This window comes from Allorhizobium sonneratiae (assembly GCF_023700755.1).
Lineage (GTDB): Bacteria > Pseudomonadota > Alphaproteobacteria > Rhizobiales > Rhizobiaceae > Allorhizobium > Allorhizobium sonneratiae.
In genome coordinates, this window is sequence record NZ_JAMKOJ010000008.1 from 133,534 (window position 1) to 156,361 (window position 22,828).

Sequence of the window (22,828 nt, forward strand, 5' to 3'; positions counted from 1 at the left end):
AAGTGGTCTCCGGTTTCCCGTCCGGAAATGCGCCAACAAGAGCATTTCGAGGGAAAGTGGTTCCCGGTTTCCCGTCCGGACATGCGCCAACAAGAGCATTTCGAGGGAAAGTGGTTCCCGGTTTCCCGTCCGGACATGCGCCAACAAGAGCATTTCCAGGGAAAGTGGTCTCCGGTTTCCCGTCCGGAAATGCGCCAAACAAGAGCATTTCCAGGGAAAGTGGTCTCCGGTTTCCCGTCCGGAAATGCGCCAACAAGAGCATTTCCAGGGAAAGTGGTTCCCGGTTTCCCGTCCGGAAATGCGTAAAACAAGAGCATTTCCAGGGAAAGTGATCTCCGGTTTCCCGTCCGGAAATGCGTGAAACAAAAAACACAATCTGTCGAGGACATGCCCATGCCAGCCTATCGCTCAAGAACCACCACCCATGGCCGCAACATGGCCGGTGCGCGCGGCCTCTGGCGCGCCACCGGCATGAAGGATGGCGATTTCGGCAAGCCGATTATTGCCGTGGTCAATTCCTTCACGCAGTTCGTGCCGGGCCATGTGCATCTGAAGGATCTCGGCCAGCTCGTTGCCCGCGAAATCGAGGCGGCTGGCGGCGTGGCCAAGGAATTCAACACCATTGCTGTCGATGACGGCATCGCCATGGGCCATGACGGGATGCTTTATTCGCTGCCCTCGCGCGAAATCATCGCCGACTCGGTTGAATATATGGTCAATGCCCATTGCGCCGATGCCATGGTCTGCATTTCCAACTGCGACAAGATCACGCCCGGCATGCTGATGGCGGCACTGAGGCTCAATATTCCCGCCGTCTTCGTGTCCGGCGGGCCGATGGAAGCGGGCAAGGTGGTGCTGCATGGCAAGACGGTGGCGCTGGACCTCGTCGATGCCATGGTGGCCGCCGCCGACGACAAGGTGACGGATGAGGATGTGCAGGTCATCGAGCGTTCCGCCTGCCCGACCTGCGGCTCCTGCTCCGGCATGTTTACCGCCAATTCGATGAACTGTCTGACAGAGGCTTTGGGCCTGTCGTTGCCCGGCAATGGTTCGACGCTCGCCACCCATTCCGACCGCAAGCGCCTCTTCGTCGAGGCCGGTCATCTGATCGTCGATCTCGCCCGCCGTTATTACGAGCAAGACGACGACAAGGTGCTGCCGCGTACCATCGCCTCGAAACAGGCCTTTGAAAATGCCATGGCGCTGGATATTGCCATGGGTGGATCGACCAATACGGTGCTGCACATTCTCGCTGCCGCTTACGAGGGCGAGGTGGATTTCACCATGGACGATATTGATCGTCTGTCGCGCAAGGTGCCGTGCCTGTCCAAGGTCGCGCCTGCCAAGCAGGACGTGCATATGGAAGATGTGCACCGCGCAGGCGGCATCATGCGCATTCTCGGTGAGCTGGATCGCGGCGGGTTGATCAACCGCGACTGCCCGACCGTTCACGCCGAAACAATTGGCGATGCTATCGAGCGCTGGGACATTACCCGCACCACTTCTGAGACGGTGCGTGAATTCTTCCGCGCCGCCCCCGGCGGTGTGCCGACGCAGGTGGCGTTTTCACAATCCTCGCGCTGGGATGAACTGGACGCCGACCGGGAAAAGGGCGTCATTCGCTCTGTCGAGCATCCTTTCTCCAAGGATGGCGGGCTTGCCGTGCTGAAGGGCAATATCGCGCTGGACGGCTGCATCGTCAAAACCGCAGGCGTGGATGAAAGCATCCTGAAATTTACCGGTCCGGCCAAGGTCTATGAAAGCCAGGACGCTGCCGTGAAGGCCATCCTCAGCAATGAAGTGGTTGCGGGCGATGTGGTGGTAATCCGCTACGAAGGCCCCAAGGGTGGGCCGGGCATGCAGGAAATGCTCTACCCGACCAGCTACCTGAAATCCAAGGGCCTCGGCAAGGCCTGCGCCCTGATCACCGACGGCCGCTTCTCCGGCGGCACTTCGGGTCTCTCCATCGGCCACGTCTCGCCGGAAGCGGCCAATGGCGGCACGATTGGCCTTGTCAGGAATGGCGATAAGATCGAGATCGACATCCCGAACCGCACGATCAGCCTTGCCATTTCCGACGCCGAACTCGCCACCCGCCGCGCCGAGCAGGACGCCAAGGGCTGGAAGCCTGCGGAAGTGCGCAAGCGCAATGTCACGACGGCGCTGAAGGCCTATGCGGCTTTTGCAACGAGCGCGGACAAGGGAGCGGTGAGGAAGTTGCCTGAATAAGGGTTTCGAGCTGTAAATGATTGAAAATGCCGTCGCAAAATCAGATTTTGCGACGGCATTTTTGTCTGATGGATCATTCTGGCTTTGTGTTTTGGTGAAGGCCACGCCATTCTGTATAGGTTGCAGTGGCGCTGAGGTCCGGGCGGGGTGGTTCTGGCAGTATAGCGATATATTCCAGCGAATGGCCGTCTGGATCGCGAAAATAGACGCTGGCTGCGGGCATCCATGGCAAAACAATTGGCTGATCGATTTCTGCGTTTCCGCTCAGGTTGAGAGGAAGAACACCTTTGGACCGCAAATAGTCCGGTGCCAGTAACACCTGCTCAAGTGATGTTTGAAACGCGGTATGCAGTTTCATTTGCATGGGCGAGCTGTGAATTGACCACAGGCCGAGCATGGAGCGCTCTCGTCCACCAATCCAGAAAAAGGCAACATCGCGGGCTGGTATTTTGTGGGCCAGTTCAAGCCCGACAACATCCCGATAGAAATCGATGGATTGTTCAAGATTGGAAACGGTCAGGTGGGTTTCGTATAGACCGTTGATTTGGACCATGATGATCAACTCCTTGTTCTGCGCTGCCATTGGTATTGGACGTCGCGTTGTGGGTTGATCGAGTTTATAGAACCTCAACCACAGTTGAGGTCAATGGTGTGTTATACAAAAATGATAAAAAGGTTGCCGCTCAACAGGATAGGTTGCCCAAACACCAATATTTGAGCGACGATCTTTGTTGAGCGGGACTGATAGGCTCTTAAGATGTGGCCTTTCAGAATTGGTCGGTCTACCTTAGCAGAAAGTTGTTTTCAGGCGTTGCAGCATTGAATTTTACGATGGAGCGTTGACTGTAGGCTTTGGCTTCTGCAAACGGGTCGCTGGAAGATATACGCGACGCTTCTTCCATTGTTTCGCAACGAAGGACGATGATGGCTGTTCCATCATCACAAGGGCCGCACAGAACCAGTTGGCCTCGATTATGCAATTGATGAAGCCAAGTGACATGCGCCTTCACCAATGAGGAGGTCATCAGCTGTGATCGGGCATCCGCAAGGCGAACAAGAAAATGCGTCATCGTTATTTCCGATTGGCAGATGTTATGCGACCCTTTGTTTGGGTTTATAGCGTCGCAGTAAAATATGGGTGCGACGCTACTGTATGATTTTACCGGAATTCGGGTGCCGGTGTTTTCCGGAGATAAATCTCACCCAAAAACCCGCTTGAAAATCGTATCCACATGCTTGGTGTGATAGCCAAGGTCGAACTTCTCGCGGATCTGCTCTTCGGAGAGCGCGGCCCGCACTTCCGTATCACCCAGCAGTTCTTCCAAAAAGTCCTTGCCCTGTTCCCAGACCTTCATGGCGTTGCGCTGCACGAGGCGGTAGCTGTCTTCGCGGGAGACGCCGGCTTGGGTCAGAGCCAGAAGCACGCGCTGGCTCATCACGAGGCCGCGGAATTTGTTCATGTTTTTCAGCATGTTTTCCGGGTAAATCACCAGCTTTTCAACAACGCCAGCCAAACGGTTCAGGGCGAAATCGAGGGTGATGGTGGTGTCTGGGCCGATGGCGCGTTCAACGCTGGAGTGGCTGATGTCGCGCTCGTGCCAGAGGGCTACGTTTTCCATGGCTGGAACGACCGACATGCGCACCAGGCGGGCAAGGCCGGTGAGGTTTTCGGTCAGCACCGGGTTGCGCTTGTGCGGCATGGCCGACGATCCCTTCTGGCCCGGAGAGAAGAACTCTTCGGCTTCCAGCACTTCCGTGCGCTGCATGTGGCGGATTTCGATGGCGACGTTTTCGATGGATGAAGCAATCACGCCGAGCGTTGCGAAGAACATCGCATGGCGGTCACGCGGAATGACCTGCGTGGAGACCGGCTCTGGCACGAGGCCGAGTTTTTCGCAGACATGTTCTTCCACACGCGGATCGATATTGGCAAAAGTGCCAACCGCGCCGGAGATGGCACCCGTGGCGATTTCAGCCCGCGCATTGACCAGACGTTCGCGGTTGCGCTTCATTTCGGCATAGAAACGGGCAAAGGTCAGGCCCATGGTGGTCGGTTCGGCGTGAATGCCGTGGCTGCGGCCGATGCGCACCGTATCCTTGTGCTCGAAGGCGCGGGTCTTCAGCGCGGCCAGCACCCGGTCCATGTCGGCGAGCAGAATATCGGCGGCGCGCACGAGCTGGATGTTCAGCGTGGTGTCGAGCACGTCGGAAGAGGTCATGCCTTGATGGACGAAACGGCTGTCCGGCCCGACGAATTCGGCCAGATGCGTGAGAAAGGCAATGACGTCATGCTTGGTAACGGCTTCGATCTCGTCAATGCGCGCCACGTTGAATTCGGCAGCGCCACCTTTTTCCCAGATGGTTTTTGCCGCCTCTTTCGGGATCACGCCAAGCTCGGCCAGCGCATCACAGGCATGGGCCTCGATCTCGAACCAGATGCGGAATTTGGTTTCCGGCGACCAGATGGCAACCATTTCCGGGCGGGAATAACGCGGGATCATCGGCTCGAACTTTCCTTGGGCTAGATCATGTCCATAAATGGGGAAGCGAGCTTCCCCTTCGGAGATGCGTAAAACGGATCGTCAGTGGGGTTTGACCGGCTCTTAGCAAACCTTATGGCCGATCTCAACCGATCCTATAATTTTATAGGAATGGCCAGCCAGCGCCCGTCGGACCCATCGGAAGAGGGGGTCAGAACCAGCACGAGCGCAATCTGCACCAGATTGCCGTTGGAGGCCTGATAGGTGACCACGCCGCCCAGACGATAGCCGGTCGGGCAGCGGCGGCTTGCGGGCACATGGCCGTCCTCATACACCACCTTGTCCTGCTTGGCCCCGGCAATCTGCGTCATGCGCAGGCGAAAGCCCTTGATCACCGGCGCTTCATCCTTGCAGGCCGCAGGGGCGCCTTCATCCAGCTCTTCCAGAGTCAGCGTATAGGGCTGCCCGGTCAGCGGCATTGTTGCGCGCAGGCGGTAGCTGAGGCTATGCGGATCGACACCAGCCTCGCTCACCGGATTGAAGGCCACCATCTCACCCGGATGATCCTTGAAATCATACTGGCTGACCATCTGCGCCACCTTGTCGGCGCTTTGCTGGCGAATGGCCGCAAGTCCGCCCTTGCCATCCTCGCCGCGCAGGCGCACCGGCGTATCAGGAAGAAAGGTGTTGTTGTTCAGGTTGATGGCGTAAATATTGGAATAGGCGGTGTTGGATGGCGTCTGAATGCCATATTCCTCAAAGGCGAATACGCTGCCATCGGCAGAAAAGCCGAGAGGGTGCACGGCGGCTATGTCACCGGCAAAAGCGGGAAGGGCGGAGAAGGCCAGAAGTCCGGCGGCCAACGTCCGGGTCAACCAGTGTTTCAAGCGCGACCTCCCTCGGCGGCCTGCCTCAGCGCGGCCACGGTCTTGCGATAGGCATCCACCCCTTGCCCCTTATAGATGGCGGAACCGGCAACCAGAACATTGGCGCCCGCCGCGGTCACCAGCGGCGCCGTCTCGACGGTAATGCCGCCATCGACTTCCAGAGCCACCGGCCTGGTGCCAATCAGCGTTTTTGCCTGTCTGAGCTTTTCGGCGGCGGCGGGAATGAAGCTCTGGCCGCCAAAGCCTGGATTGACGCTCATGATCAAAATCAGATCGACATCGTCGATGACATGCTCGAGCGCGGAAACCGGCGTGGCCGGATTGAGCGAAACGCCCGCTTTCTTGCCGAGCGCCCGGATCGTCTGCAGTGAGCGGTGAAGATGCGGCCCGGCTTCGGCATGAACGGTGATGTAATCGCAGCCCGCTTCTGCAAAGGCGGCAAGATAGGGATCGGCAGGCGCAATCATCAGATGACAGTCGAACACGGCTTTCGTCACCGGGCGCAGCGCCTTGATCACGGCGGGGCCGAAGGAAATATTGGGAACGAAATGCCCATCCATCACGTCGAGATGAATCCAGTCTGCGCCGGCCTCGACCACATCGGACACCTCCTGACCCAGACGGGAAAAATCGGCGGCGAGGATCGACGGTGCGATCAGCGGAGCGTGAAACATCGGTTCTTAAACTCGTCGAATGGGCTTATCACTTGGCGCTCAATAGCATTCCCTTGGGAGCGCGACAACCTTTCCCTTGGTCTTCAACGTGATCTTATCGTCAAGCCGTCGATCCTGTCCCGGGGCATGATGGATGGATTGACGGCAGACACTGTGCAGGGATGGCAACGATTTCGAAACGTGCAAAAGGCACAAACATGGTGCGATTTGTGGTGCGTTTTGCAAGGCAGGCTGCTTGCGGGGCAGACGCCGCAGGGTTCAGACCGTGCCTTTGCTCAGCGCTTCGGCTTCGTCATAGGCATCGCGAGTCTGTTTCAGGCCAGCACGGGGCTGCTCATTTTCGCCGGCTTTCATGAAAAACAGACCAAGAGCCGAGGATTCGGTCAGAGTGGTGATGGCCGCGCGGGTTATCGCTTCAGCCTTGGCTGCATCCTTGTCCTTGCGGATATTGATCTGGCGGGAAATCTGCTCGACATAATTCGGCCGCATCACCTTCGCGGGCGGCTTCAAAGTATCGGCAACATAGCCTGCGGTTGTCGCGGACACCGACAGAATCTGGGTCATGGCGCATCACCAAAACGTGTTTCAACGAGTCTTATCTTCAACATGAGTATTCAACGGCATTTTTACCTGCAATTGTGCAGAGAATTTCGTGCTGTTTCAGAAGATAAACATATCTGCGTGGATATAGTTTTGACTTTAACGCTTAAATTTTATCGATGTTCCAAGCTGAGGCGATTTTTACGTGAGGCGAGGCAAAATATTGACATATGCCTGTTTGTACCTCGATGGACGGTTTTGCCTGTCCGTGACCTTGACGGCAAAGCCCGAAGCCGTCAGGTGAATTGACAGGTGACAGATAGGATCAGAAAGGATCGGCATTGATGAAGCATGTTCTTTTCGTGGCTGTTGGCGGTGGTATCGGCTCGGTGCTGAGATATTGGACCGGTGTGATTGCCGTGCGCCTTTTTGGCCCCTTTCTGCCCTGGGGCACATTTGCCGTGAATATTGTCGGTTCCTTCTGCATCGGGCTTCTGGCGGAGATGATTGCACGCAAATTCAATGCTTCCATGGATATGCGGATGTTTCTCGTCACCGGCGTCATGGGTGGCTTCACCACGTTTTCGTCCTTTTCGCTGGATGCAATCAGCCTTGCCCAAAGGGGTGATCTTGCCTGGTCGGCAGCCTATGTCCTGGGCAGTGTCGGGCTTGCGCTGTGCGCTGTTTTCGCCGGTCTTGGCGTTGGGCGTGCTTTTTTCTGATCCATGGTTTTCTTCCGGCTGTGAAATAGGGTAAAGCCTGCGCTTAAAAAGGAATAAGCGCCCATGGCAGGTATAGAGCATATCAAGGTCGATGCGGATGAGGCGGGCATGCGCCTCGACCGCTGGTTCAAGAGTCATTATCCGGGGCTGGGGTTCGGGCAGTTGCAGAAACTGCTGCGCTCCGGTCAGGTGCGCGTCGATGGCGGGCGGGTGAAAAGCGACAGCCGGGTTCAGCCGGGCCAGATGGTGCGTGTGCCGCCGCTCGATGTCGATGCAAGAGGCCCGAAAGCAGGGCCGATCGCCGGGAAAGAGCTGAAACATTCCGGTGATGCCGAGCTTCTGGCGCGTATGCTGCTGCATGAGGATGACAAGGTTTTCGTGCTGAACAAGCCTGCGGGTCTTGCGGTTCAGGGTGGATCGGGCGTTGCCCGCCATATCGATAAAATGCTGGAGGCCTGGACCAGCCCGAAGGGCGAAAAGCCGCGCCTCGTGCACCGCATCGACCGCGACACCTCAGGCGTGCTGGTCGTGGCGCGCACGCGCGGTGCGGCGCAAAAGCTGACGGCTGCTTTCCGCGAGCGCGACACCAAGAAAACCTATTGGTCGCTGGTCAAGGGCGTGCCGCGCAAGCGCGAAGACAAGCTGTCCTCCTGGCTGGTCAAGGAACAGACCATTGATGGCGACCGGATGCGGATCGCCAAACATGGTGAAGAGGGGGCCGATCATGCCGTGTCCTTTTACCGGGTGATCGATACGGCCGCCCAGAGCCTCGCCTGGCTGGAAATGGAGCCCTATACCGGGCGCACCCATCAGCTTCGTATCCATGCGCTTTCCATCGGTCATCCGATCATCGGTGATCCGAAATATTTTATCGACGATCCGAATTGGGATTTTCCCGGCGGTGTGCAGAAGCGCCTGCATCTTCATGCCCGCCATATCGATATTCCCCATCCTTCCGGCGGGCGGCTGAAGGTCACGGCCCCCTTGCCGCCGCATATGGTGCAGACCTGGAACCTGCTGGGTTTCGATCAGGATTATGGCGGGGATGTCGAGGAATGAAGCTGGTTCTTTTTGATTGCGACGGCACGCTGGTCGATAGCGCCGGCACCATCCATGAGGGCATGATCCGCACCTTCACCGCCTTCGATAAGCCGGTGCCTGATCTGGTGCAGACAAAATCGATCATTGGCCTGACGCTGGATATTGCCATTGCACGGCTTGACGGCAAAACCCATGCCGATGACGAGGCGATTGCCATGGCGGCCCATTACAAGTCGCTGTTTACAGACCTGCGCAAGGCATCGCAGTTTCACGAACCGCTCTTCGATGGCATCGATACGGTGCTGAAGAGGATTGCCGCGCGCGATGACATGCTGATCGGTGCCGTCACTGGAAAATCGCGCCGCGGCCTCACCTTCATTCTCGATCATCACGGGTTGTCGGAGCATTTCATCGTGCGTCGCACGGCGGATGACTGCCCCTCCAAGCCGCATCCGGCGATGGTGACGGAATGCTGCGATGAAATCGGCATTCACCCCCAGGATGCCATTGTCATTGGCGATGCGATCTACGATATGCAGATGGCCAAGGCGGCGGGCGCAAAAGCCATCGGTGTCAGTTGGGGTTATTGTTCCGTTCCGGCCTTGAAGGAGGCAGGAGCCGACGCGATTGCAGCTGAACCAATCGATCTGATCGACCTGATTTTCTGAAGAGTTCTCGATATGCGCGATATTTTTGATGGGCTGACACCGGAGCCGAGCGATCCCGATCCGGTGCGCCGTGCCCAGATCCAGATGAAACGACCGCTGCCAAAACGCTTCTACAAAGAGGTGACGGTCGAGGCAGCGAACGACGGATTTGCCGTCCTGCTGGATGGCCGCTCGATCAAGACACCGGTCAAGCGGCAGCTTATCCTGCCGTCAGAAGCCGTGGCCGAACTGGTGGCTGAGGAATGGCGTGCACAGGCCGAGGAGATCAATCCGGCGGCCATGCCTGTCTCCCGGCTGGTCAATACTGCGCTTGATGCGGTGGCCAACAGTCTCGACGAGGTGATAGACGACCTTGTCCGCTTTTCCGGTTCCGATCTTCTCTGCTATCGCGCTGAAGAGCCGCAGGCGTTGGTTGAGCGCCAGAGCGAGGCCTGGAACCCGGTGCTTGCCTGGCTGGTGGAAACCCATGGTGTCAGGCTCATCACCGTCAGCGGCATCATGCATCAACAGCAGCCGGATCAGTCCGCCGCCGCCTTCCGCCGCGCCATCGAACGTTACTGCTCGCCGCTGCCGCTATCTGCCTTGCATGTCATGACAACGCTGACCGGTTCGGTCGCTCTGGCTCTGGCGCTGGCCGATGGCTTTTTGAACCTTGATGAGACCTGGCGGCTTGCCCATCTTGATGAGGACTGGACCAATGAGCACTGGGGGACGGATGCCGAGGCACAGGCGCGCCGTGATGCCCGTTTTGACGAGATGCAGGCGGCATATTCGCTTCTGTCAGCTTCGCCCCTTGATAGGTTAATAAAATAATACAAGAAAATTTTTTAGTATAATCTGTAATTTGTGGTTGCTATCCTGGTTGTCAATGGTGATACTTCACAACGGTAAGGGGCACCGCTCTCTTTAGAGTTCGTCCGGGGAAAGGAGTAGCTTTTTCCCGAAAAGACAAACGAACACATATCGAGAGCCTGTTTATGATCTGTGGGGAAAGCTTCTGCGGCAACGCTGTTGTCATGATGCTTTTCCTGCGGGGTTGTGGGGATAAATGCAATTTTCAAAATTTGGACGCGCCATGCTGGCTGGCATGGTGAGCGTATCTCTTGTGTCTGAAACGGCCTTTGCACAGTCGGCTGTAAACGCGAGTGTTTCAACAGCACCAACAGCACCAACGGCAACCGCACCTGTGTCAGCACCTGCGGTGGAAACGGCGGCTCCGGCAGCTGCAACGGCCAATAGCGGCGATCAGCAATGGCAGCAGGAACTGGCGGTCTGGCAGGCGGCCATGGCTGGCAATACACCCGGTGACTACAAGGCCTATCTGGCCGCCTATCCGAATGGCAAATTTGCGGCCATGGCGAAAAACCGTATTGCCGAGGCAGCGCCTGCAGTCGCTCCGGCACCGGTGGAAGTGTCTCGGCCCAGCGAGCCGCCACCACCGCCGCCACCGGGCTTCACGGTTGGAACGCCCGCCACGGAAGCCGTGTTTCTCGACAGGGGTACGAAGCGTGAAGTGCAGGGCAGGCTCACCTCCATCGGCTATCCGACCGGCGGCGCCGATGGCAGTTTCGGTGAGCGTACCCGCACGGCCATTTCTCGCTGGCAGGCCGTTGTCGGCGCACCGGTAACGGGCTATCTGAGTTTTGATCAGTTGATGCGTTTGCGCCAGGATAGCGCCGGTGTCTATGAAGACTGGCTCAACCAGCAAGTGGCTGTTCGCCGTCATGTGCCGCGCGGTCCGGTTCTGGAAGGCCGGGTGAAAGACAATCATGACGATGCCGCAGCCGCATTGGCTCTGGGTCTTATTGGCGGGGCTTTGCTGGGTGGCGCAATTGCCGCCGGTGGTGGCCATGGTCATGGTGGCCCCCGGTTCATGCCAGGTCACGGACCGCGCCGTCATCCGTAACGCCAGTTTTCTAAGCGATTGCCTGAAGCGCCATGGGCCATCAAAGGGGCATGGCGCATTCTTCGCCGCAATTGACTTGGCCGTCAGCCCACTCTATCAGTATTTTATTGGATGGTTTTCGATCTGAGTAACGTCGGGTTGAAAAGCAAAAGGGAATGCGAAAGCGCCGACCCATGCCGGGAGCGCCAAACGCAGCCGACCCCGCGACTGTAGAGCAGTGAGGGTTTTCCATCCGGTTTCAAAAGACCGTCGTGACGGTCCGCAGGGTGCGGGCGGCGGCGGGAAGGAGAGGCCGGAAAAACCACTGGAGTGGCAAGACGATCAGCCGGGGTTGGACGCCTCTTTTTTCTACGAATCGTCCGCCTTTTCGTCTTGCGTGACGCTCTGGGAAGGTGAGGGAAATCCGCAAGGATCGATCATCCTGACTTGATCGTCCTGACATTGCGAGCCAGGAGACCTGCCGTCCGTGACGGGCGAAAAGCCCATGGGGGGAGCAATCCCCGACGCCAGCACGGAGGTTGTCGTGGCGAAACAGGTTTCAGCGGTGGTCGCACCGCCGCAGGGGATGAGTCCATCCCCTGTACTCGGACATAGCGCTTCGCCTTTCGGCGTTGTGCTCAGTTTCATGTCCTATCATTGTCTTGGCCTTGCTGTTCTGGTGCTGCTGATTGCGGCGCTGGTGTTTGCCGCTTTGCCTCTGTCGCGATCAAAGCCGCAGGCCATTCTGCCCGTTTCACCGCCTGCTGAAAAGAATGCTGCCTCTGAGCGCTCCACCTTTGGCGGCGCCATGGCTTTACCGAAAGCGGATGTGCGGGCAGTGCCGATGCCGCAGGCGATGCCTGCATCGCGCAGCTTTCCGGCCTTTGCCCCGCGGTCCGGCGGTCTTTACGCCACGCCGGCAGACGGGCGGTGAGCCTATGAACAATCCCGCAGCAAAAAGCACCTTCGTTCTCGGAGGTGCGCGCTCCGGCAAATCCGCTTTTGCCGAGAAAAGCGCCATTGCCACAGGTTTCGAGCGCCATTATCTGGCCACGGGCCGGGCATGGGATGAGGAGATGCGCGCCCGCATCGACAGGCATCGGCAGGAGCGCGGCCCGCTCTGGACCACCCATGAAGAACCGCTGGCGCTGACGCAGACGCTGTTGCGTCTCAATCAGAAGGGGCGGGTGATCCTTGTCGATTGCCTCACCCTCTGGCTCACCAATCTGATGATGGAGGAGGGGCGCGACATTGCCGCCGAGAGTGCGGCACTGGCTGCCCTTCTGCCGCAGCTTTCCTGCTCTGTCATTCTCGTGTCCAACGAAGTCGGTCTTGGCATCGTGCCGGAAAACCGCATGGCGCGGGAATTCCGCGACCATGCGGGCCGTCTTCACCAGATGATTGCCAGCGAAGCCGACGAGGTGTTCTTCGTCGCCGCTGGCCTGCCCCTGAAAATGAAAGGTTGACCCCATGTTGCAGCAGAAAATTCCCGCCACCGTGATCACCGGTTTTCTCGGTGCGGGCAAGACGACGATCATCCGCAACATGCTGATGCATGCAGGCGGCAAGAAAATCGCGCTGATCATCAATGAATTCGGCGATCTCGGCGTCGATGGCGAGGTGCTGAAGGGCTGCGGCGCGGACAATTGCAGCGAGGACGACATTATCGAACTGACCAATGGCTGCATCTGCTGCACCGTTGCCGATGATTTCGTGCCGACCATGCAGAAGCTTTTGGAACGCGAGGTCAGGCCCGACCATATCGTCATCGAAACCTCGGGTCTTGCTTTGCCGCAGCCGTTGGTCGCCGCCTTCAACTGGCCGGATATCCGCACCCGCGTCACCGTCGATGGCGTGGTGACGGTGGTCGATAGTGCCGCCGTTGCCGCCGGACGCTTTGCCGACGATCATGACCGGCTGGATGCACAGCGGGCAGACGATGACAGTCTCGATCACGAAAGCCCGATCGAGGAACTGTTCGAGGATCAGTTGACCTGCGCCGATCTGATTGTGCTCAACAAGACCGACCTTCTCGATGGCGAGGGGCTTGCCCGCGTCAGGACCGAGGTGACCGGACGCATTGCCCGCAAACCGGCTTTGATCGAGGCCAGAAATGGCGAGGTTCCGGCCATGGTGCTTCTCGGCCTCGGTGCAGGCTCTGAGGCCGATATCGTCAACCGCAAGAGCCATCATGAGCTGGAACATGAGGCCCTGCATGACAGCGGGGAGCCGCATGAGCATCATCACGACCATGACGAGTTTGACAGTTTCGTCGTTTCGCTGGGGGCCGTCGCCGATCCTGCCGGTTTTGTCGATAAACTGAAAGAGATTGTCGAGGCCCATGACGTGCTGCGGCTGAAGGGCTTTATCGAGGTGCCGGGCAAGCCGATGCGGCTGGTGGTGCAGGGGGTCGGCAGCCGTATCGACAGCTATTTCGACCGGCCATGGGCGTCAGGCGAAACGCGCGAAAGCCGTCTGGTGGTGATCGGTCTGCATGATCTCGATCAGGCCGCGATTGCCGATGCCATCGGCAAGGCAGTGTAAGCCATGCATCTGCTGCTTGCCCGGCAAGGATCGTTGAGCGATGGAGACGAGGCGATCGATCTCGGCCAGACGCCGGGCGACATCCTGTTTCTCTCCGCCGCCGATACCGAGCTTGCAGCGATGGCTTCTGCTCTGGCTGGTCCGGATGTGCGACCACCCATGAAACGCTGGCGGCTTGCCAGCCTGATGAACCTCAAGCATCCGATGTCGGTGGATGCCTATATCGAACGCACTGCCCGCCATGCCCGGCTGATCGTGGTGCGGGCGCTGGGCGGAGCCAGCTATTTTCATCACGCGCTGGAAGCGCTCGCTGCCGCTGCCCGAAAAAGCGGTTCGCTGATTGCCGTGCTGCCGGGCGATGACAAGCCCGATGCCGGTCTCGATGGCTTCAACACGGTCAGCGAGGAGGATCGTCAGGCGCTCTGGGCCTATCTTTGCGAAGGCGGCGGCGAAAACAGCACCCGCTTCATCGCCTATGCCGAGGCGCTTCTGACCGGGGCGGAAAAGCCGGCCGGAGCCGAACCCTTGCTCAAGGCCGGAATCTGGTGGCCGGCCAAGGGCGTGATTGGCGTCGAGGCGTGGAAGGCGGTGGCACATGATGAGAAACGTCCGATTGCCGCGATCGCCTTCTATCGTGCTCTGGTGCAAAGCGGCGAGACCGCGCCCGTCGAGGCGCTGATTGCGGCATTGGCGAAACATGGGCTGGCAGCGCTGCCGGTTTTTGTCACCAGTCTGAAAGATGCAGTGAGCAGCGAGACTTTGCGGGCGATTTTTGCCCGGGCAAGACCCGAGATCGTGCTGAATGCCACCGGTTTTGCCGTTTCATCGCCGGGTGAGGATTATTCCGGCACGGTTCTGGACGAAGACGGCGCCATTGTGCTTCAGGTGATTTTTTCCTCCTCCAGCCGAGCCATGTGGCAGGAGGCCAGTCAGGGGCTCAATCCGCGCGATCTTGCCATGCATGTGGCGCTGCCGGAGGTGGATGGCCGGGTGCTGACGCGCGCGGTGTCGTTCAAATCTGTTGCCCGTTATGATGCAAAGGTCGAGGCCAATCTGGTTCGGCATGAGCCGGATGAGGGGCGCGTGAATTTTGTCGCAAGCCTTGCCGCCAACTGGGTGCGGCTGCGACGGAAAAGCGCTGGCGAGCGCCACATCGCGCTGATCGTGGCCAATTACCCGAACCGTGACGGCAGGCTTGGCAATGGCGTCGGGCTCGATACGCCGGCTGGCACGATGGAAGTGCTGAAAGCGCTGGCCGAATCGGGCTATGATGTTCAAAATCTTCCCAAAGATGGTGATCACCTGATGGCAGCCCTGATGCAAGGGCCAACCAATGCGGCCATTCAGGGCAGGATTGTTCGCGAACAGATATCCTTAGCCGACTACCGAGAGTTCTTAGCCGGCTTGCCATCTCGGGTGCAGCAGCAGATCGAGGCTCGATGGGGTGCGGCGGAAAAGGATCCTTTTTTCATCGATGGTGGCTTTGCGCTTCCCTTGATGCGCTTCGGCAAGATCATGATCGGCATTCAACCGGCGCGTGGCTATCATATCGATCCGAAAGACAGCTATCATTCACCCGACCTCGTGCCGCCGCATGGTTATCTGGCCTTCTATGCTTTTCTGCGGCAGGTCTTTGCCGTCGATGCGGTCATTCACATGGGCAAGCACGGCAATCTCGAATGGCTGCCGGGCAAGGCTCTGGCGCTATCGGACACCTGTTTTCCCGAAGCGGTCTTCGGGCCGCTGCCGCATCTTTATCCCTTCATCGTCAATGATCCGGGTGAGGGCACGCAGGCCAAGCGCCGCACAAGTGCGGTGATCATCGATCACCTCACCCCGCCGCTCACCCGCGCGGAAAGTTATGGGCCGCTGAAGGATCTCGAAGCGCTGGTTGATGAATATTATCAGGCGCTTGGCCATGATCCACGCCGGGTCAGGCTGTTGCAAAAGCAGATTGTCGATCTTGCCGCCGATATCGGGCTTGAGGACGATGCCGGAATTGCGCCCGGTGAGGAAACCGATGTCAGGCTGGAAAAACTCGATGCCTATCTCTGCGATCTGAAGGAAATGCAGATCCGCGACGGTCTGCATATTTTCGGCCGTGCGCCGGAAGGGCGGCTTTTGACCGATCTGACCGTGGCGCTGGCGCGGGTGCCGCGCGGGCAGGGTGAGGGCGGCGATGCCAGCCTGCAGCGGGCGATTGCGGAAGATTGCCTTGGAAAAAGCGCGTTCGATCCGCTCGATTGCCGCTTTTCCGATCCCTGGACCGGTAAGAGGCCCGTTCTTCTTGAGGCTGTCAGCAATGATCCCTGGCGCAGTCTCGGCGACACGGTTGAGCGCATCGAAGTGCTGGCGGCCAGTTTTGTCTCCGGCGAGGTGCCATGCCCGCAAGACTGGCCGAGAACGCAGGCCGTGTTGCAGGAAATCGAGACCCGGCTGAAACCCTCCGTAATCCGCTCCGGTCCCGGTGAAATCACAGGATTGCTTAAAGGCTTGGATGGGCGTTTCGTGCCGCCCGGCCCATCGGGCGCGCCGACACGCGGACGGCCCGATGTGTTGCCGACGGGGCGCAATTTCTATTCGCTCGACAGCCGCGCCGTGCCGACCCCTGCCGCTTATGCGCTGGGGCAAAAATCCGCAGAGCTTCTGATTGCCCGTTATGTGCAGGATCATGGCGACTGGCCGACCGCCTTCGGATTGACCGCCTGGGGCACGTCGAACATGCGCACCGGCGGCGACGACATCGCCCAGGCGCTCGCGCTGATCGGTGTCAAGCCGCTGTGGGACAATGCATCGCGCCGGGTGACAGGCTTCGAGATTGTGCCGATGGCAAAGCTTGGCCGTCCAAGAGTGGATGTCACCTTGCGCATTTCCGGCTTTTTCCGCGATGCCTTTCCCGATCAGATTGCGCTGTTCGACAAGGCGGTGCGCGCCGTCGGAGCGCTGGAGGAGGATGAGGGCGACAATCCGGTTGCCGCACGCATGCGGGCCGAAACGGCGCGCATGGTGAAGGACGGTTTGAGTGAGGCCGAGGCGCAGCGCAAGGCCGGATACCGCGTCTTCGGTTCCAAACCCGGCGCTTACGGCGCGGGGCTTCAGGCGCTGATCGATGAAAAATTATGGGACAATCGCACTGATCTTGCCGAGGCCTATCTCGTCTGGGGCAGCTATGCCTATGGGGCGGGCGAGGAGGGCAAGGCCGAGCGCCGCCTCTTCGAGGAGCGGCTGAGCGGGCTGGAAGCCGTCATCCAGAATCAGGACAATCGCGAACACGATCTTCTCGACAGCGATGATTATTACCAGTTCGAGGGCGGCATGACGGCGGCGGTGGAAAGCCTGTCGGGAAAACGTCCCGGCGTCTATCACAACGATCATTCCCGCCCGGAAAGACCGGTGATCCGCTCGCTCGAAGAGGAAATCGGCCGGGTGGTGCGCGCCCGCGTCGTCAATCCGAAATGGATCGAGGGCGTGATGCGCCATGGCTACAAGGGTGCCTTCGAGATTGCCGCCACGGTGGATTATCTCTTCGCCTTCGCCGCCACCACAGGCGCGGTCAGGCCGCCGCATTTCGAGGCAGTCTATCGCGCTTTCGTGCTGGATGACCGGGTGCGCACTTTCATGGCCGAGAAAAATCCGCCTGCGCTTTCCGAAATGGCCGCCCGGTTGATGGAGGCCATAGAGCGTGGGCTCTGGACGCCCCGCAGCAATTCGGCGAAATATGATTTGACAGACCTTGTCGCTGCCAATTGACCGGAAGATATTATGACAGAAGAGATGACACCCACCACGCCCGAAGACCTTGCTCGCCACGCGGAAAAGATGGCGAAGAAAAAAGCCGCGCGCGACAAGATCATGGCGACCAAGACCGGCGAAAAGGGCCTGATCATCGTGCATACCGGCAAGGGCAAGGGCAAATCCTCCGCGGCGTTCGGCATGATTTTCCGCCACATCGCCCATGGCCGCAAATGCGCCGTGGTGCAGTTCATCAAGGGGGCGATGTCCACCGGCGAGCGTGATCTGATCCTGGCGCGTTTTTCTGATCTGTGTGCTTTTCACACTATGGGCGAAGGTTTTACCTGGGAAACGCAGGACAAGGCCCGCGACACCGAAATGGCCCGCGCCGCCTGGGAAAAGGCCAAGGCGTTGATCCGCGATCCTTCCCATCACATGGTGCTGCTGGATGAGATCAACATCGCCATCCGCTATGATTATATTCCGCTGGATGAGGTGCTGGATTTTCTCGCCACCGAAAAGCCGCCTATGACCCATGTGGTGCTGACGGGTCGCAATGCGCGGGACGAGCTGATAGAAATGGCTGATCTGGTGACGGAGATGGAACTGGTCAAACATCCCTTCCGCTCCGGCATCAAGGCGCAGATTGGAGTGGAATATTGATGGCGCAGAACTGGGCTTTCTGGGCGTTTCTCTCGGCCTGTTTTGCCGCTTTGACCGCGATTTTCGGCAAGATCGGCGTGGCGGGGGTGAATTCGGACCTCGCCACCCTGATCCGCACCGTCGTCATTCTTGCCGTGATTGCAGCCATCGTCTTTGCCTTAGGGCAATGGCAGCCGCTCTCTTCCATTGGCGCAAAGACCTGGCTTTTCCTTGTCCTGTCGGGTCTGGCGACCGGGGCCTCCTGGCTTGCCTATTACCGGGCGCTGAAGCTGGGGGAGGCCTCGCAGGTAGCGCCGGTGGACAAGCTTTCCGTGGTCATGGTGGCGATTTTCGGCGTGGTTTTTCTCGGCGAAACGCTCTCGGCCATTCACTGGCTCGCCATCGGCATGATTGCTGCGGGCGCGGTCATGCTGGCGGTGTTTTGAGCGGATGGATCTCCGGTTTTTGCCTGCGCTGCCTGCCAGACGCGCAGAAAATTCTCGCTATAGACATCAATAATGCGTTCTGACGGCCATCCGGCGTCGAGCATGGCCTCAGTCAGTTTCGGCAGATCCGCGCCGCTTGTCATGCCGGTCGGTATGCTGGAAATGCCGCCATCGAAATCGCTGCCGAAGGTAAGATGTTTCCATGGATCGTCGGTGATTCCCATGCCGTCGATCAGTTCCGCCAGTTTCTCGTAATAGCGGATGACAAAAACCAGATCGGCATCCCGGTCCGGTTTGCCGTTTGCAAGCGTCGCATGCTTGAGAAAATAGGGCGAGAGGATCACGCTGATCGTGCCGCCGGTCTCGACGATGGCGCGAATGGCCGCGTCGTTCAGGCCCCGGTCGAGATGGCGCGAGGCGCTGGTTTGCGTGCCTGCCGTTATGCTGCGGGATGCGGCATGGGAGGCAAAGACCGGAACGCCGCGTTTCAATGCGATGGCTGCCGTGTCGAGAATGCCTTGACTGGAGGTGTGCGAGACATCGATCAGCAGACCGGCCTCCATGGCGGTTTCGACGAAATGTCTGCCATAAGCTGATAGCCCGCCACCGGCGATCTTGCGCCAGGGATTGGTCGGCGCATAACCGGCTTCAGAAATATCGGTGGTGCAGAAATGGTTGAGGGTGAGATAGGCGGCACCGTCTTTTGCAATGTCCGTGAGGCGCTTCAGCCGCAAGTCCTGCGTTGCCTTGCCGGTTGCGCCCAGCACATGCGCCCCTTCGACGGAAAGAATGGCAGAGCGCAGTCCTTCTGCCTTGGCCTGCCGGACGGCGGCGGGCGTGGCGGTAAGCCGCATGCGTCCGCTGCTTGTTTCAACGATCTGTCGGACATAGGCGGCATGATCGAGCCAGTTTTTCCAAGGATCGAAAAACGGGTCGGAAAACAGGTTTTCCCACAAGGCATGGGCGCTGAAACAGGCCCCGCCATAGCCGCCTGCAATGAAATCCGGGCCGCTGACATGGTCGCAGAGCGGTTTGTTGATCCCTTTCGGCGTGATCGCCTTGATCAGGGCGATGGCAGGCGATGTGCGCGTCGCCTTCCAGTCACCTTTCCAGAAGTCGTAACCACTGACCCGCGCAAGATAAAGCGAATCGAGATGCGTATCGATCGGGTATGCCATCTCATGGATGGTCTTGTGAGGTTCAGGATAAAGGCTGCGACAGGCGGAAACAGAAAGAACCATGGAACAAATCTTTCCTGAATTTTGACGCTGAAATCTGTCTTGAGAGACTGTCTGGTTCAATCTGAACCTGGCACACTCTCACCAATTATTTTTGAAACATGATTTTGAGCGTCCTCGTTTCACTCCGATCGGATTATGCGCTGACGTTTTTCTTCCGCATCTGCGGATGGAAAACCGCTACGCAGGTTTCACGGAACGATGCTCAAGCGCTGCATTGCGAAATGTGAATGGTTAAAAGCAAAAATCACGCCAGTTTATGGCATGGTTGTGCGGCGACGGCCTGTAGAAAGACGTCGGCTTATCTGGTCTTCTATCCCGCAAATATGACAGGGGCTTACACGCCAATCCAGACGCGCAGCGGATTTGTCGGGTCGAGCAGCAGTTTTCCGGCAAGGCAGACGCAGGTGACGATCAGCAGTGGTTTGATCAGCTTTGCCCCGTTTTTCATCGCCAGTCTGGAGCCGGTCTGGGCGCCGAGAAACTGGCCGATCCCCATGACGATACCGAGTTTCCATAAAATCACGCCATTGAAAACGAAGATCAGGAACGCACCGATATTGGAGCCGAAATTCAAGAGCTTGGTATGGGCGGTCGCTTTCAGCATGCCGGAACCGGCCATGGCGACGAAGGAGAGCATGTAAAACGAGCCTGCTCCTGGGCCAAAAATGCCATCATACATCCCGACCAGCGGTGCAAAGGTGAGGCCAAAAACGAAGGGTGAAATCCGCTGATGGCTGTCGACATCCGACATGTTCGGTTTGACGGCGAAATAGACGGCAATGGCGATGAGAAGCAGTGGCATAAATGCTTTGAGCACATCGCCCGGCACGAAGGTGGTGATGCTGGCGCCGATCATGCTGCCCAAAAGCGCCATGGCGGCCATGGGCAATTGTTTCTTCAGGTTCACATGGCCCTTGCGGGCATAGGCAATCGTTGCCGAGGCTGAGCCGAACATGCCTTGCAGCTTGTTGGTGCCGAGCGATTCCAGCGGTGGAATACCGGCAATCAGCAAAGCGGGAATGGTGATCAACCCGCCGCCACCGGCGATGGAATCGATAAAACCGGCTGTAAAAGCTGCAAAAAACAGGAACAGGAATGTCTGGAAGGCAATATCGGTCATTTATAGAAATCCGTAAGGGAAGTAGGCTTTTGTTCATGGCATTCGCATTGCTTTTTCGCAAGCCTGTCGATTCCGGTTTGACCGGGCAAGCCCCCTTCGCTAAATGAAAGACAGATGTGCGACGGCGCCTGTTCGACAGGCTGCGGTCCGGTGCGGCTGACTCAATCCGAGGGCCAAGTCCGGAGCTGTCCAAATGCCATGGAAATGCTTGCCTTCGGCAAGGGTCCGGCGCTTCGTACATATCGATTGAACGAAGCAGAAGGGCCTTGAGCACATGGCGGAAAAACTCGGAATCATGGTCTGCGGCCACGGCAGCCGCAATCAGAATGCGGCACGCGAATTTGCTGTCATCGCCGAGGCGTTGAAGGCGAAAAATCCCGATATGCCGGTGGAATACGGCTATCTGGAATTTTGCAATCCTGTGATTGCCGCCGGTCTCGACAGCCTGCGCGAACAGGGGGTGACGCGGGTTTTGGCCGTGCCGGGCATGCTTTTTGCGGCCGGTCACGCCAAGAACGACATTCCCTCCGTGCTCAACACCTATCAGGCGCAGCATCCGGGTTTCGTCATCAATTACGGTCGTGAGCTTGGCATTGACCTGAAAATGATCCGTGCGGCGGGCGACCGGATTCAATCCGCCATCGATGCCGCCAATGCCGAACATGGTTTTGTTGACAAGCATGAGACGCTGTTGATGGTGGTGGGGCGCGGCTCGTCCGATCCCGATGCCAATTCCAATGTCGCCAAAGTGATGCGCATGCTCTGGGAAGGCATGGGCTTCGGCTGGGGCGAGACCTGCTATTCCGGCGTGACCTTTCCGCTGGTCGAGCCGGGGCTCACCCATGCGGCAAAGCTCGGCTACAAGCGCATTGTCGTCTTTCCCTATTTTCTCTTTACCGGCGTGCTGGTGAAGCGCATCTACAGCTATACCGACGAGGTGGCGGCCCGCCATCCGCAGATCCAGTTCGTCAAGGCGCCTTATCTGAACGATCATCCGCTGGTGCTCGATGCCTTTCAGGATAGGGTCAAGGAAATCCTCGACGGTGCGGCGGTGATGAACTGCCAGATGTGCAAATATCGTGAGCAGGTTTTAGGCTTTGAAGCCCATCTCGGCCTGCCGCAGGAAAGCCATCACCATCATGTCGAAGGCATTGGCGGGGGGCTGGAAAACTGTCCCTGCAAGGGCGATTGCGATGCCTCCTGTCGCGATCCGGATTTCTGTCAAAAGCATGGTCTGCCCTGGACGTCAGTGCACAGCCATGCCGAGCCGAACCCGCTCACACCCGCCTTCGATTACACCGTTTCGACGACATTGGGCGGCAAATATGGTCATCTCCTCAACGCCGCGCCCGATGCGGAACTGGAGGCAGTGATGACGGCGCCATCAACCGGCACATATCAGGATCATCATGGGCACGAGCATGGGCCGAATTGCGGATGCGGCCATCACCATCATGATCACGCCCACGATCACAGTCATGGTCACGACCATCATCACGAGCACCATGATCACCACCATGGCCACGCGCATGACCATGAGCATGGCCATCATCATGCGCCCTATCCGCATGCCGATCATCCGCTGGGGCCGAAATCCATGAGCAAGAAACGCTGAATGGCGCTGTTCGACAGCATTCTGATCGTCGACTGGTCCGGCGCGAACCGCCCGGTAACGGGGAGCAATTCGCTCTGGGCCTGTCTTGTCGAACAGGATGCGGGCCTTGTCTGGCTGGAGAATTTTCCAACCCGCGCCGCCTTCATGGCGCGGCTTTCAACGCTGGTGGACGAGACGCTTGCGTCAGGAAAGCGTCTGCTGGCTGGTTTCGATTTCTCCTTTGCCTATCCGGAAGGTACGGCTCAGCGCATCACCGGCGAGGCTGGTTGGCAAAGCGTGTGGCGGGCGCTGGAACGGGACATTGAGGATGATACGGACAATCGTAACAACCGCTTTCTTGTCGCCGATCGCTGGAACCGGGA

At 58.5% G+C, this 22,828-nt stretch carries 21 protein-coding genes and 1 riboswitch; of the genes, 13 read left to right on the forward strand and 8 right to left on the reverse strand.

Features of this window, described 5'->3' with window-relative positions; translation table 11 throughout:
• Positions 1 to 393: 393 nt before the first annotated feature.
• Positions 394 to 2,229, forward strand: coding sequence for a dihydroxy-acid dehydratase (gene ilvD / locus NAC44_RS15310; protein ID WP_250942129.1), 1,836 nt, complete (start codon positions 394 to 396; stop codon positions 2,227 to 2,229).
• A gap of 73 nt (positions 2,230 to 2,302) precedes the next feature.
• Here ilvD and NAC44_RS15315 read toward each other — a convergent pair whose 3' ends face one another.
• The 6 genes from NAC44_RS15315 to NAC44_RS15340 all read right to left on the reverse strand — a co-directional run bounded on the left by NAC44_RS15315 (position 2,303) and on the right by NAC44_RS15340 (position 6,834).
• Positions 2,303 to 2,812 carry a VOC family protein gene (locus NAC44_RS15315; RefSeq protein WP_250942130.1) on the reverse strand — a complete coding sequence of 170 codons (510 nt, stop codon included), beginning with the start codon at positions 2,810 to 2,812 and terminating at the stop codon, positions 2,303 to 2,305.
• Between the two features lie 199 nt (positions 2,813 to 3,011).
• Positions 3,012 to 3,299, reverse strand: a complete 288-nt coding sequence (locus tag NAC44_RS15320) for a YciI family protein (protein WP_250942132.1) — start codon at positions 3,297 to 3,299, stop codon at positions 3,012 to 3,014.
• A 129-nt stretch (positions 3,300 to 3,428) separates the two neighbouring features.
• Positions 3,429 to 4,730, reverse strand: coding sequence for an adenylosuccinate lyase (gene purB, locus NAC44_RS15325; RefSeq protein WP_250942134.1), 1,302 nt, complete (start codon positions 4,728 to 4,730; stop codon positions 3,429 to 3,431).
• Positions 4,731 to 4,864: 134 nt separating this feature from the next.
• The gene (locus NAC44_RS15330; RefSeq protein WP_250942136.1) at positions 4,865 to 5,584 is read right to left on the reverse strand and encodes a DUF2259 domain-containing protein; all 720 of its coding nucleotides are present in this window, start codon (positions 5,582 to 5,584) and stop codon (positions 4,865 to 4,867) included.
• A gap of 8 nt (positions 5,585 to 5,592) precedes the next feature.
• A complete protein-coding gene (rpe, locus tag NAC44_RS15335) occupies positions 5,593 to 6,270 on the reverse strand; it encodes a ribulose-phosphate 3-epimerase (protein ID WP_250942139.1) in 678 nt (225 codons plus the stop codon).
• A gap of 258 nt (positions 6,271 to 6,528) precedes the next feature.
• Complete coding sequence (locus tag NAC44_RS15340) at positions 6,529 to 6,834, reverse strand: hypothetical protein (RefSeq protein WP_250942141.1); 306 nt, start codon at positions 6,832 to 6,834, stop codon at positions 6,529 to 6,531.
• Positions 6,835 to 7,154: 320 nt separating this feature from the next.
• Between NAC44_RS15340 and crcB the strand changes: the two genes are divergently transcribed.
• From crcB to NAC44_RS15395, 11 genes are all read left to right on the forward strand, one after another.
• Entirely contained in the window at positions 7,155 to 7,532 is a 378-nt protein-coding gene (crcB, locus tag NAC44_RS15345; RefSeq protein WP_250942142.1) for a fluoride efflux transporter CrcB, read from the forward strand.
• Between the two features lie 63 nt (positions 7,533 to 7,595).
• Positions 7,596 to 8,591, forward strand: a complete 996-nt coding sequence (locus tag NAC44_RS15350) for an RluA family pseudouridine synthase (RefSeq protein ID WP_250942144.1) — start codon at positions 7,596 to 7,598, stop codon at positions 8,589 to 8,591.
• Entirely contained in the window at positions 8,588 to 9,241 is a 654-nt protein-coding gene (locus NAC44_RS15355; RefSeq protein ID WP_250942146.1) for an HAD-IA family hydrolase, read from the forward strand. The genes NAC44_RS15350 and NAC44_RS15355 overlap by 4 nt, the downstream gene beginning before the upstream one ends.
• Positions 9,242 to 9,253: 12 nt before the next feature.
• The gene (locus tag NAC44_RS15360; protein WP_250942147.1) at positions 9,254 to 10,054 is read left to right on the forward strand and encodes an ATP12 family chaperone protein; all 801 of its coding nucleotides are present in this window, start codon (positions 9,254 to 9,256) and stop codon (positions 10,052 to 10,054) included.
• Positions 10,055 to 10,427: 373 nt separating this feature from the next.
• Positions 10,428 to 11,147, forward strand: a complete 720-nt coding sequence (locus NAC44_RS15365; protein ID WP_250942148.1) for a peptidoglycan-binding domain-containing protein — start codon at positions 10,428 to 10,430, stop codon at positions 11,145 to 11,147.
• 95 nt (positions 11,148 to 11,242) lie between these two features.
• A riboswitch (cobalamin riboswitch) is annotated at positions 11,243 to 11,626 on the forward strand.
• Positions 11,614 to 12,060, forward strand: coding sequence for a hypothetical protein (locus NAC44_RS15370; protein ID WP_250942150.1), 447 nt, complete (start codon positions 11,614 to 11,616; stop codon positions 12,058 to 12,060). It overlaps the preceding riboswitch by 13 nt.
• Positions 12,061 to 12,064: 4 nt before the next feature.
• A complete protein-coding gene (gene cobU, locus NAC44_RS15375) occupies positions 12,065 to 12,592 on the forward strand; it encodes a bifunctional adenosylcobinamide kinase/adenosylcobinamide-phosphate guanylyltransferase (protein WP_250942152.1) in 528 nt (175 codons plus the stop codon).
• Positions 12,593 to 12,596: 4 nt separating this feature from the next.
• Positions 12,597 to 13,670 (forward strand): cobalamin biosynthesis protein CobW, encoded by a 1,074-nt coding sequence (gene cobW, locus NAC44_RS15380; protein ID WP_250942154.1) that lies wholly within the window; start codon positions 12,597 to 12,599, stop codon positions 13,668 to 13,670.
• A 3-nt stretch (positions 13,671 to 13,673) separates the two neighbouring features.
• The gene (gene cobN / locus NAC44_RS15385; RefSeq protein WP_250942156.1) at positions 13,674 to 17,420 is read left to right on the forward strand and encodes a cobaltochelatase subunit CobN; all 3,747 of its coding nucleotides are present in this window, start codon (positions 13,674 to 13,676) and stop codon (positions 17,418 to 17,420) included.
• 12 nt (positions 17,421 to 17,432) lie between these two features.
• Positions 17,433 to 18,065 carry a cob(I)yrinic acid a,c-diamide adenosyltransferase gene (gene cobO, locus NAC44_RS15390; RefSeq protein ID WP_250942158.1) on the forward strand — a complete coding sequence of 211 codons (633 nt, stop codon included), beginning with the start codon at positions 17,433 to 17,435 and terminating at the stop codon, positions 18,063 to 18,065.
• The gene (locus NAC44_RS15395) at positions 18,065 to 18,490 is read left to right on the forward strand and encodes an EamA family transporter (protein ID WP_250942160.1); all 426 of its coding nucleotides are present in this window, start codon (positions 18,065 to 18,067) and stop codon (positions 18,488 to 18,490) included. The genes cobO and NAC44_RS15395 overlap by 1 nt, the downstream gene beginning before the upstream one ends.
• Here the strand turns inward: NAC44_RS15395 and NAC44_RS15400 are convergent.
• Both NAC44_RS15400 and NAC44_RS15405 read right to left on the reverse strand, forming a co-directional pair.
• Positions 18,433 to 19,731, reverse strand: a complete 1,299-nt coding sequence (locus tag NAC44_RS15400; protein ID WP_250942162.1) for a membrane dipeptidase — start codon at positions 19,729 to 19,731, stop codon at positions 18,433 to 18,435. The two genes, NAC44_RS15395 and NAC44_RS15400, sit on opposite strands and share 58 nt — an antisense overlap.
• Positions 19,732 to 20,065: 334 nt before the next feature.
• Positions 20,066 to 20,851: a TSUP family transporter gene (locus NAC44_RS15405; protein WP_250942164.1), complete on the reverse strand. Its 786-nt coding sequence runs from the start codon at positions 20,849 to 20,851 to the stop codon at positions 20,066 to 20,068.
• A 274-nt stretch (positions 20,852 to 21,125) separates the two neighbouring features.
• On the opposite strand from NAC44_RS15405, the gene NAC44_RS15410 reads away from it, so the two are divergent.
• Entirely contained in the window at positions 21,126 to 22,466 is a 1,341-nt protein-coding gene (locus NAC44_RS15410; RefSeq protein ID WP_250942166.1) for a sirohydrochlorin chelatase, read from the forward strand.
• The last annotated feature ends 362 nt before the right edge of the window (positions 22,467 to 22,828 follow it).

Coding starts and splice junctions, on each gene's coding strand:
- NAC44_RS15340 (WP_250942141.1), bottom strand. CDS start 6,834: ATGACCCAGATTCTGTCGGTGTCCGCGACAACCGCAGGCTATGTTGCC.
- cobW (WP_250942154.1), top strand. CDS start 12,597: ATGTTGCAGCAGAAAATTCCCGCCACCGTGATCACCGGTTTTCTCGGT.
- rpe (WP_250942139.1), bottom strand. CDS start 6,270: ATGTTTCACGCTCCGCTGATCGCACCGTCGATCCTCGCCGCCGATTTT.
- crcB (WP_250942142.1), top strand. CDS start 7,155: ATGAAGCATGTTCTTTTCGTGGCTGTTGGCGGTGGTATCGGCTCGGTG.
- NAC44_RS15395 (WP_250942160.1), top strand. CDS start 18,065: ATGGCGCAGAACTGGGCTTTCTGGGCGTTTCTCTCGGCCTGTTTTGCC.
- cobU (WP_250942152.1), top strand. CDS start 12,065: ATGAACAATCCCGCAGCAAAAAGCACCTTCGTTCTCGGAGGTGCGCGC.
- NAC44_RS15315 (WP_250942130.1), bottom strand. CDS start 2,812: ATGGCAGCGCAGAACAAGGAGTTGATCATCATGGTCCAAATCAACGGT.
- NAC44_RS15410 (WP_250942166.1), top strand. CDS start 21,126: ATGGCGGAAAAACTCGGAATCATGGTCTGCGGCCACGGCAGCCGCAAT.
- cobO (WP_250942158.1), top strand. CDS start 17,433: ATGACAGAAGAGATGACACCCACCACGCCCGAAGACCTTGCTCGCCAC.
- purB (WP_250942134.1), bottom strand. CDS start 4,730: ATGATCCCGCGTTATTCCCGCCCGGAAATGGTTGCCATCTGGTCGCCG.
- cobN (WP_250942156.1), top strand. CDS start 13,674: ATGCATCTGCTGCTTGCCCGGCAAGGATCGTTGAGCGATGGAGACGAG.
- NAC44_RS15320 (WP_250942132.1), bottom strand. CDS start 3,299: ATGACGCATTTTCTTGTTCGCCTTGCGGATGCCCGATCACAGCTGATG.
- NAC44_RS15360 (WP_250942147.1), top strand. CDS start 9,254: ATGCGCGATATTTTTGATGGGCTGACACCGGAGCCGAGCGATCCCGAT.
- NAC44_RS15400 (WP_250942162.1), bottom strand. CDS start 19,731: ATGGTTCTTTCTGTTTCCGCCTGTCGCAGCCTTTATCCTGAACCTCAC.
- NAC44_RS15405 (WP_250942164.1), bottom strand. CDS start 20,851: ATGACCGATATTGCCTTCCAGACATTCCTGTTCCTGTTTTTTGCAGCT.
- ilvD (WP_250942129.1), top strand. CDS start 394: ATGCCAGCCTATCGCTCAAGAACCACCACCCATGGCCGCAACATGGCC.
- NAC44_RS15355 (WP_250942146.1), top strand. CDS start 8,588: ATGAAGCTGGTTCTTTTTGATTGCGACGGCACGCTGGTCGATAGCGCC.
- NAC44_RS15350 (WP_250942144.1), top strand. CDS start 7,596: ATGGCAGGTATAGAGCATATCAAGGTCGATGCGGATGAGGCGGGCATG.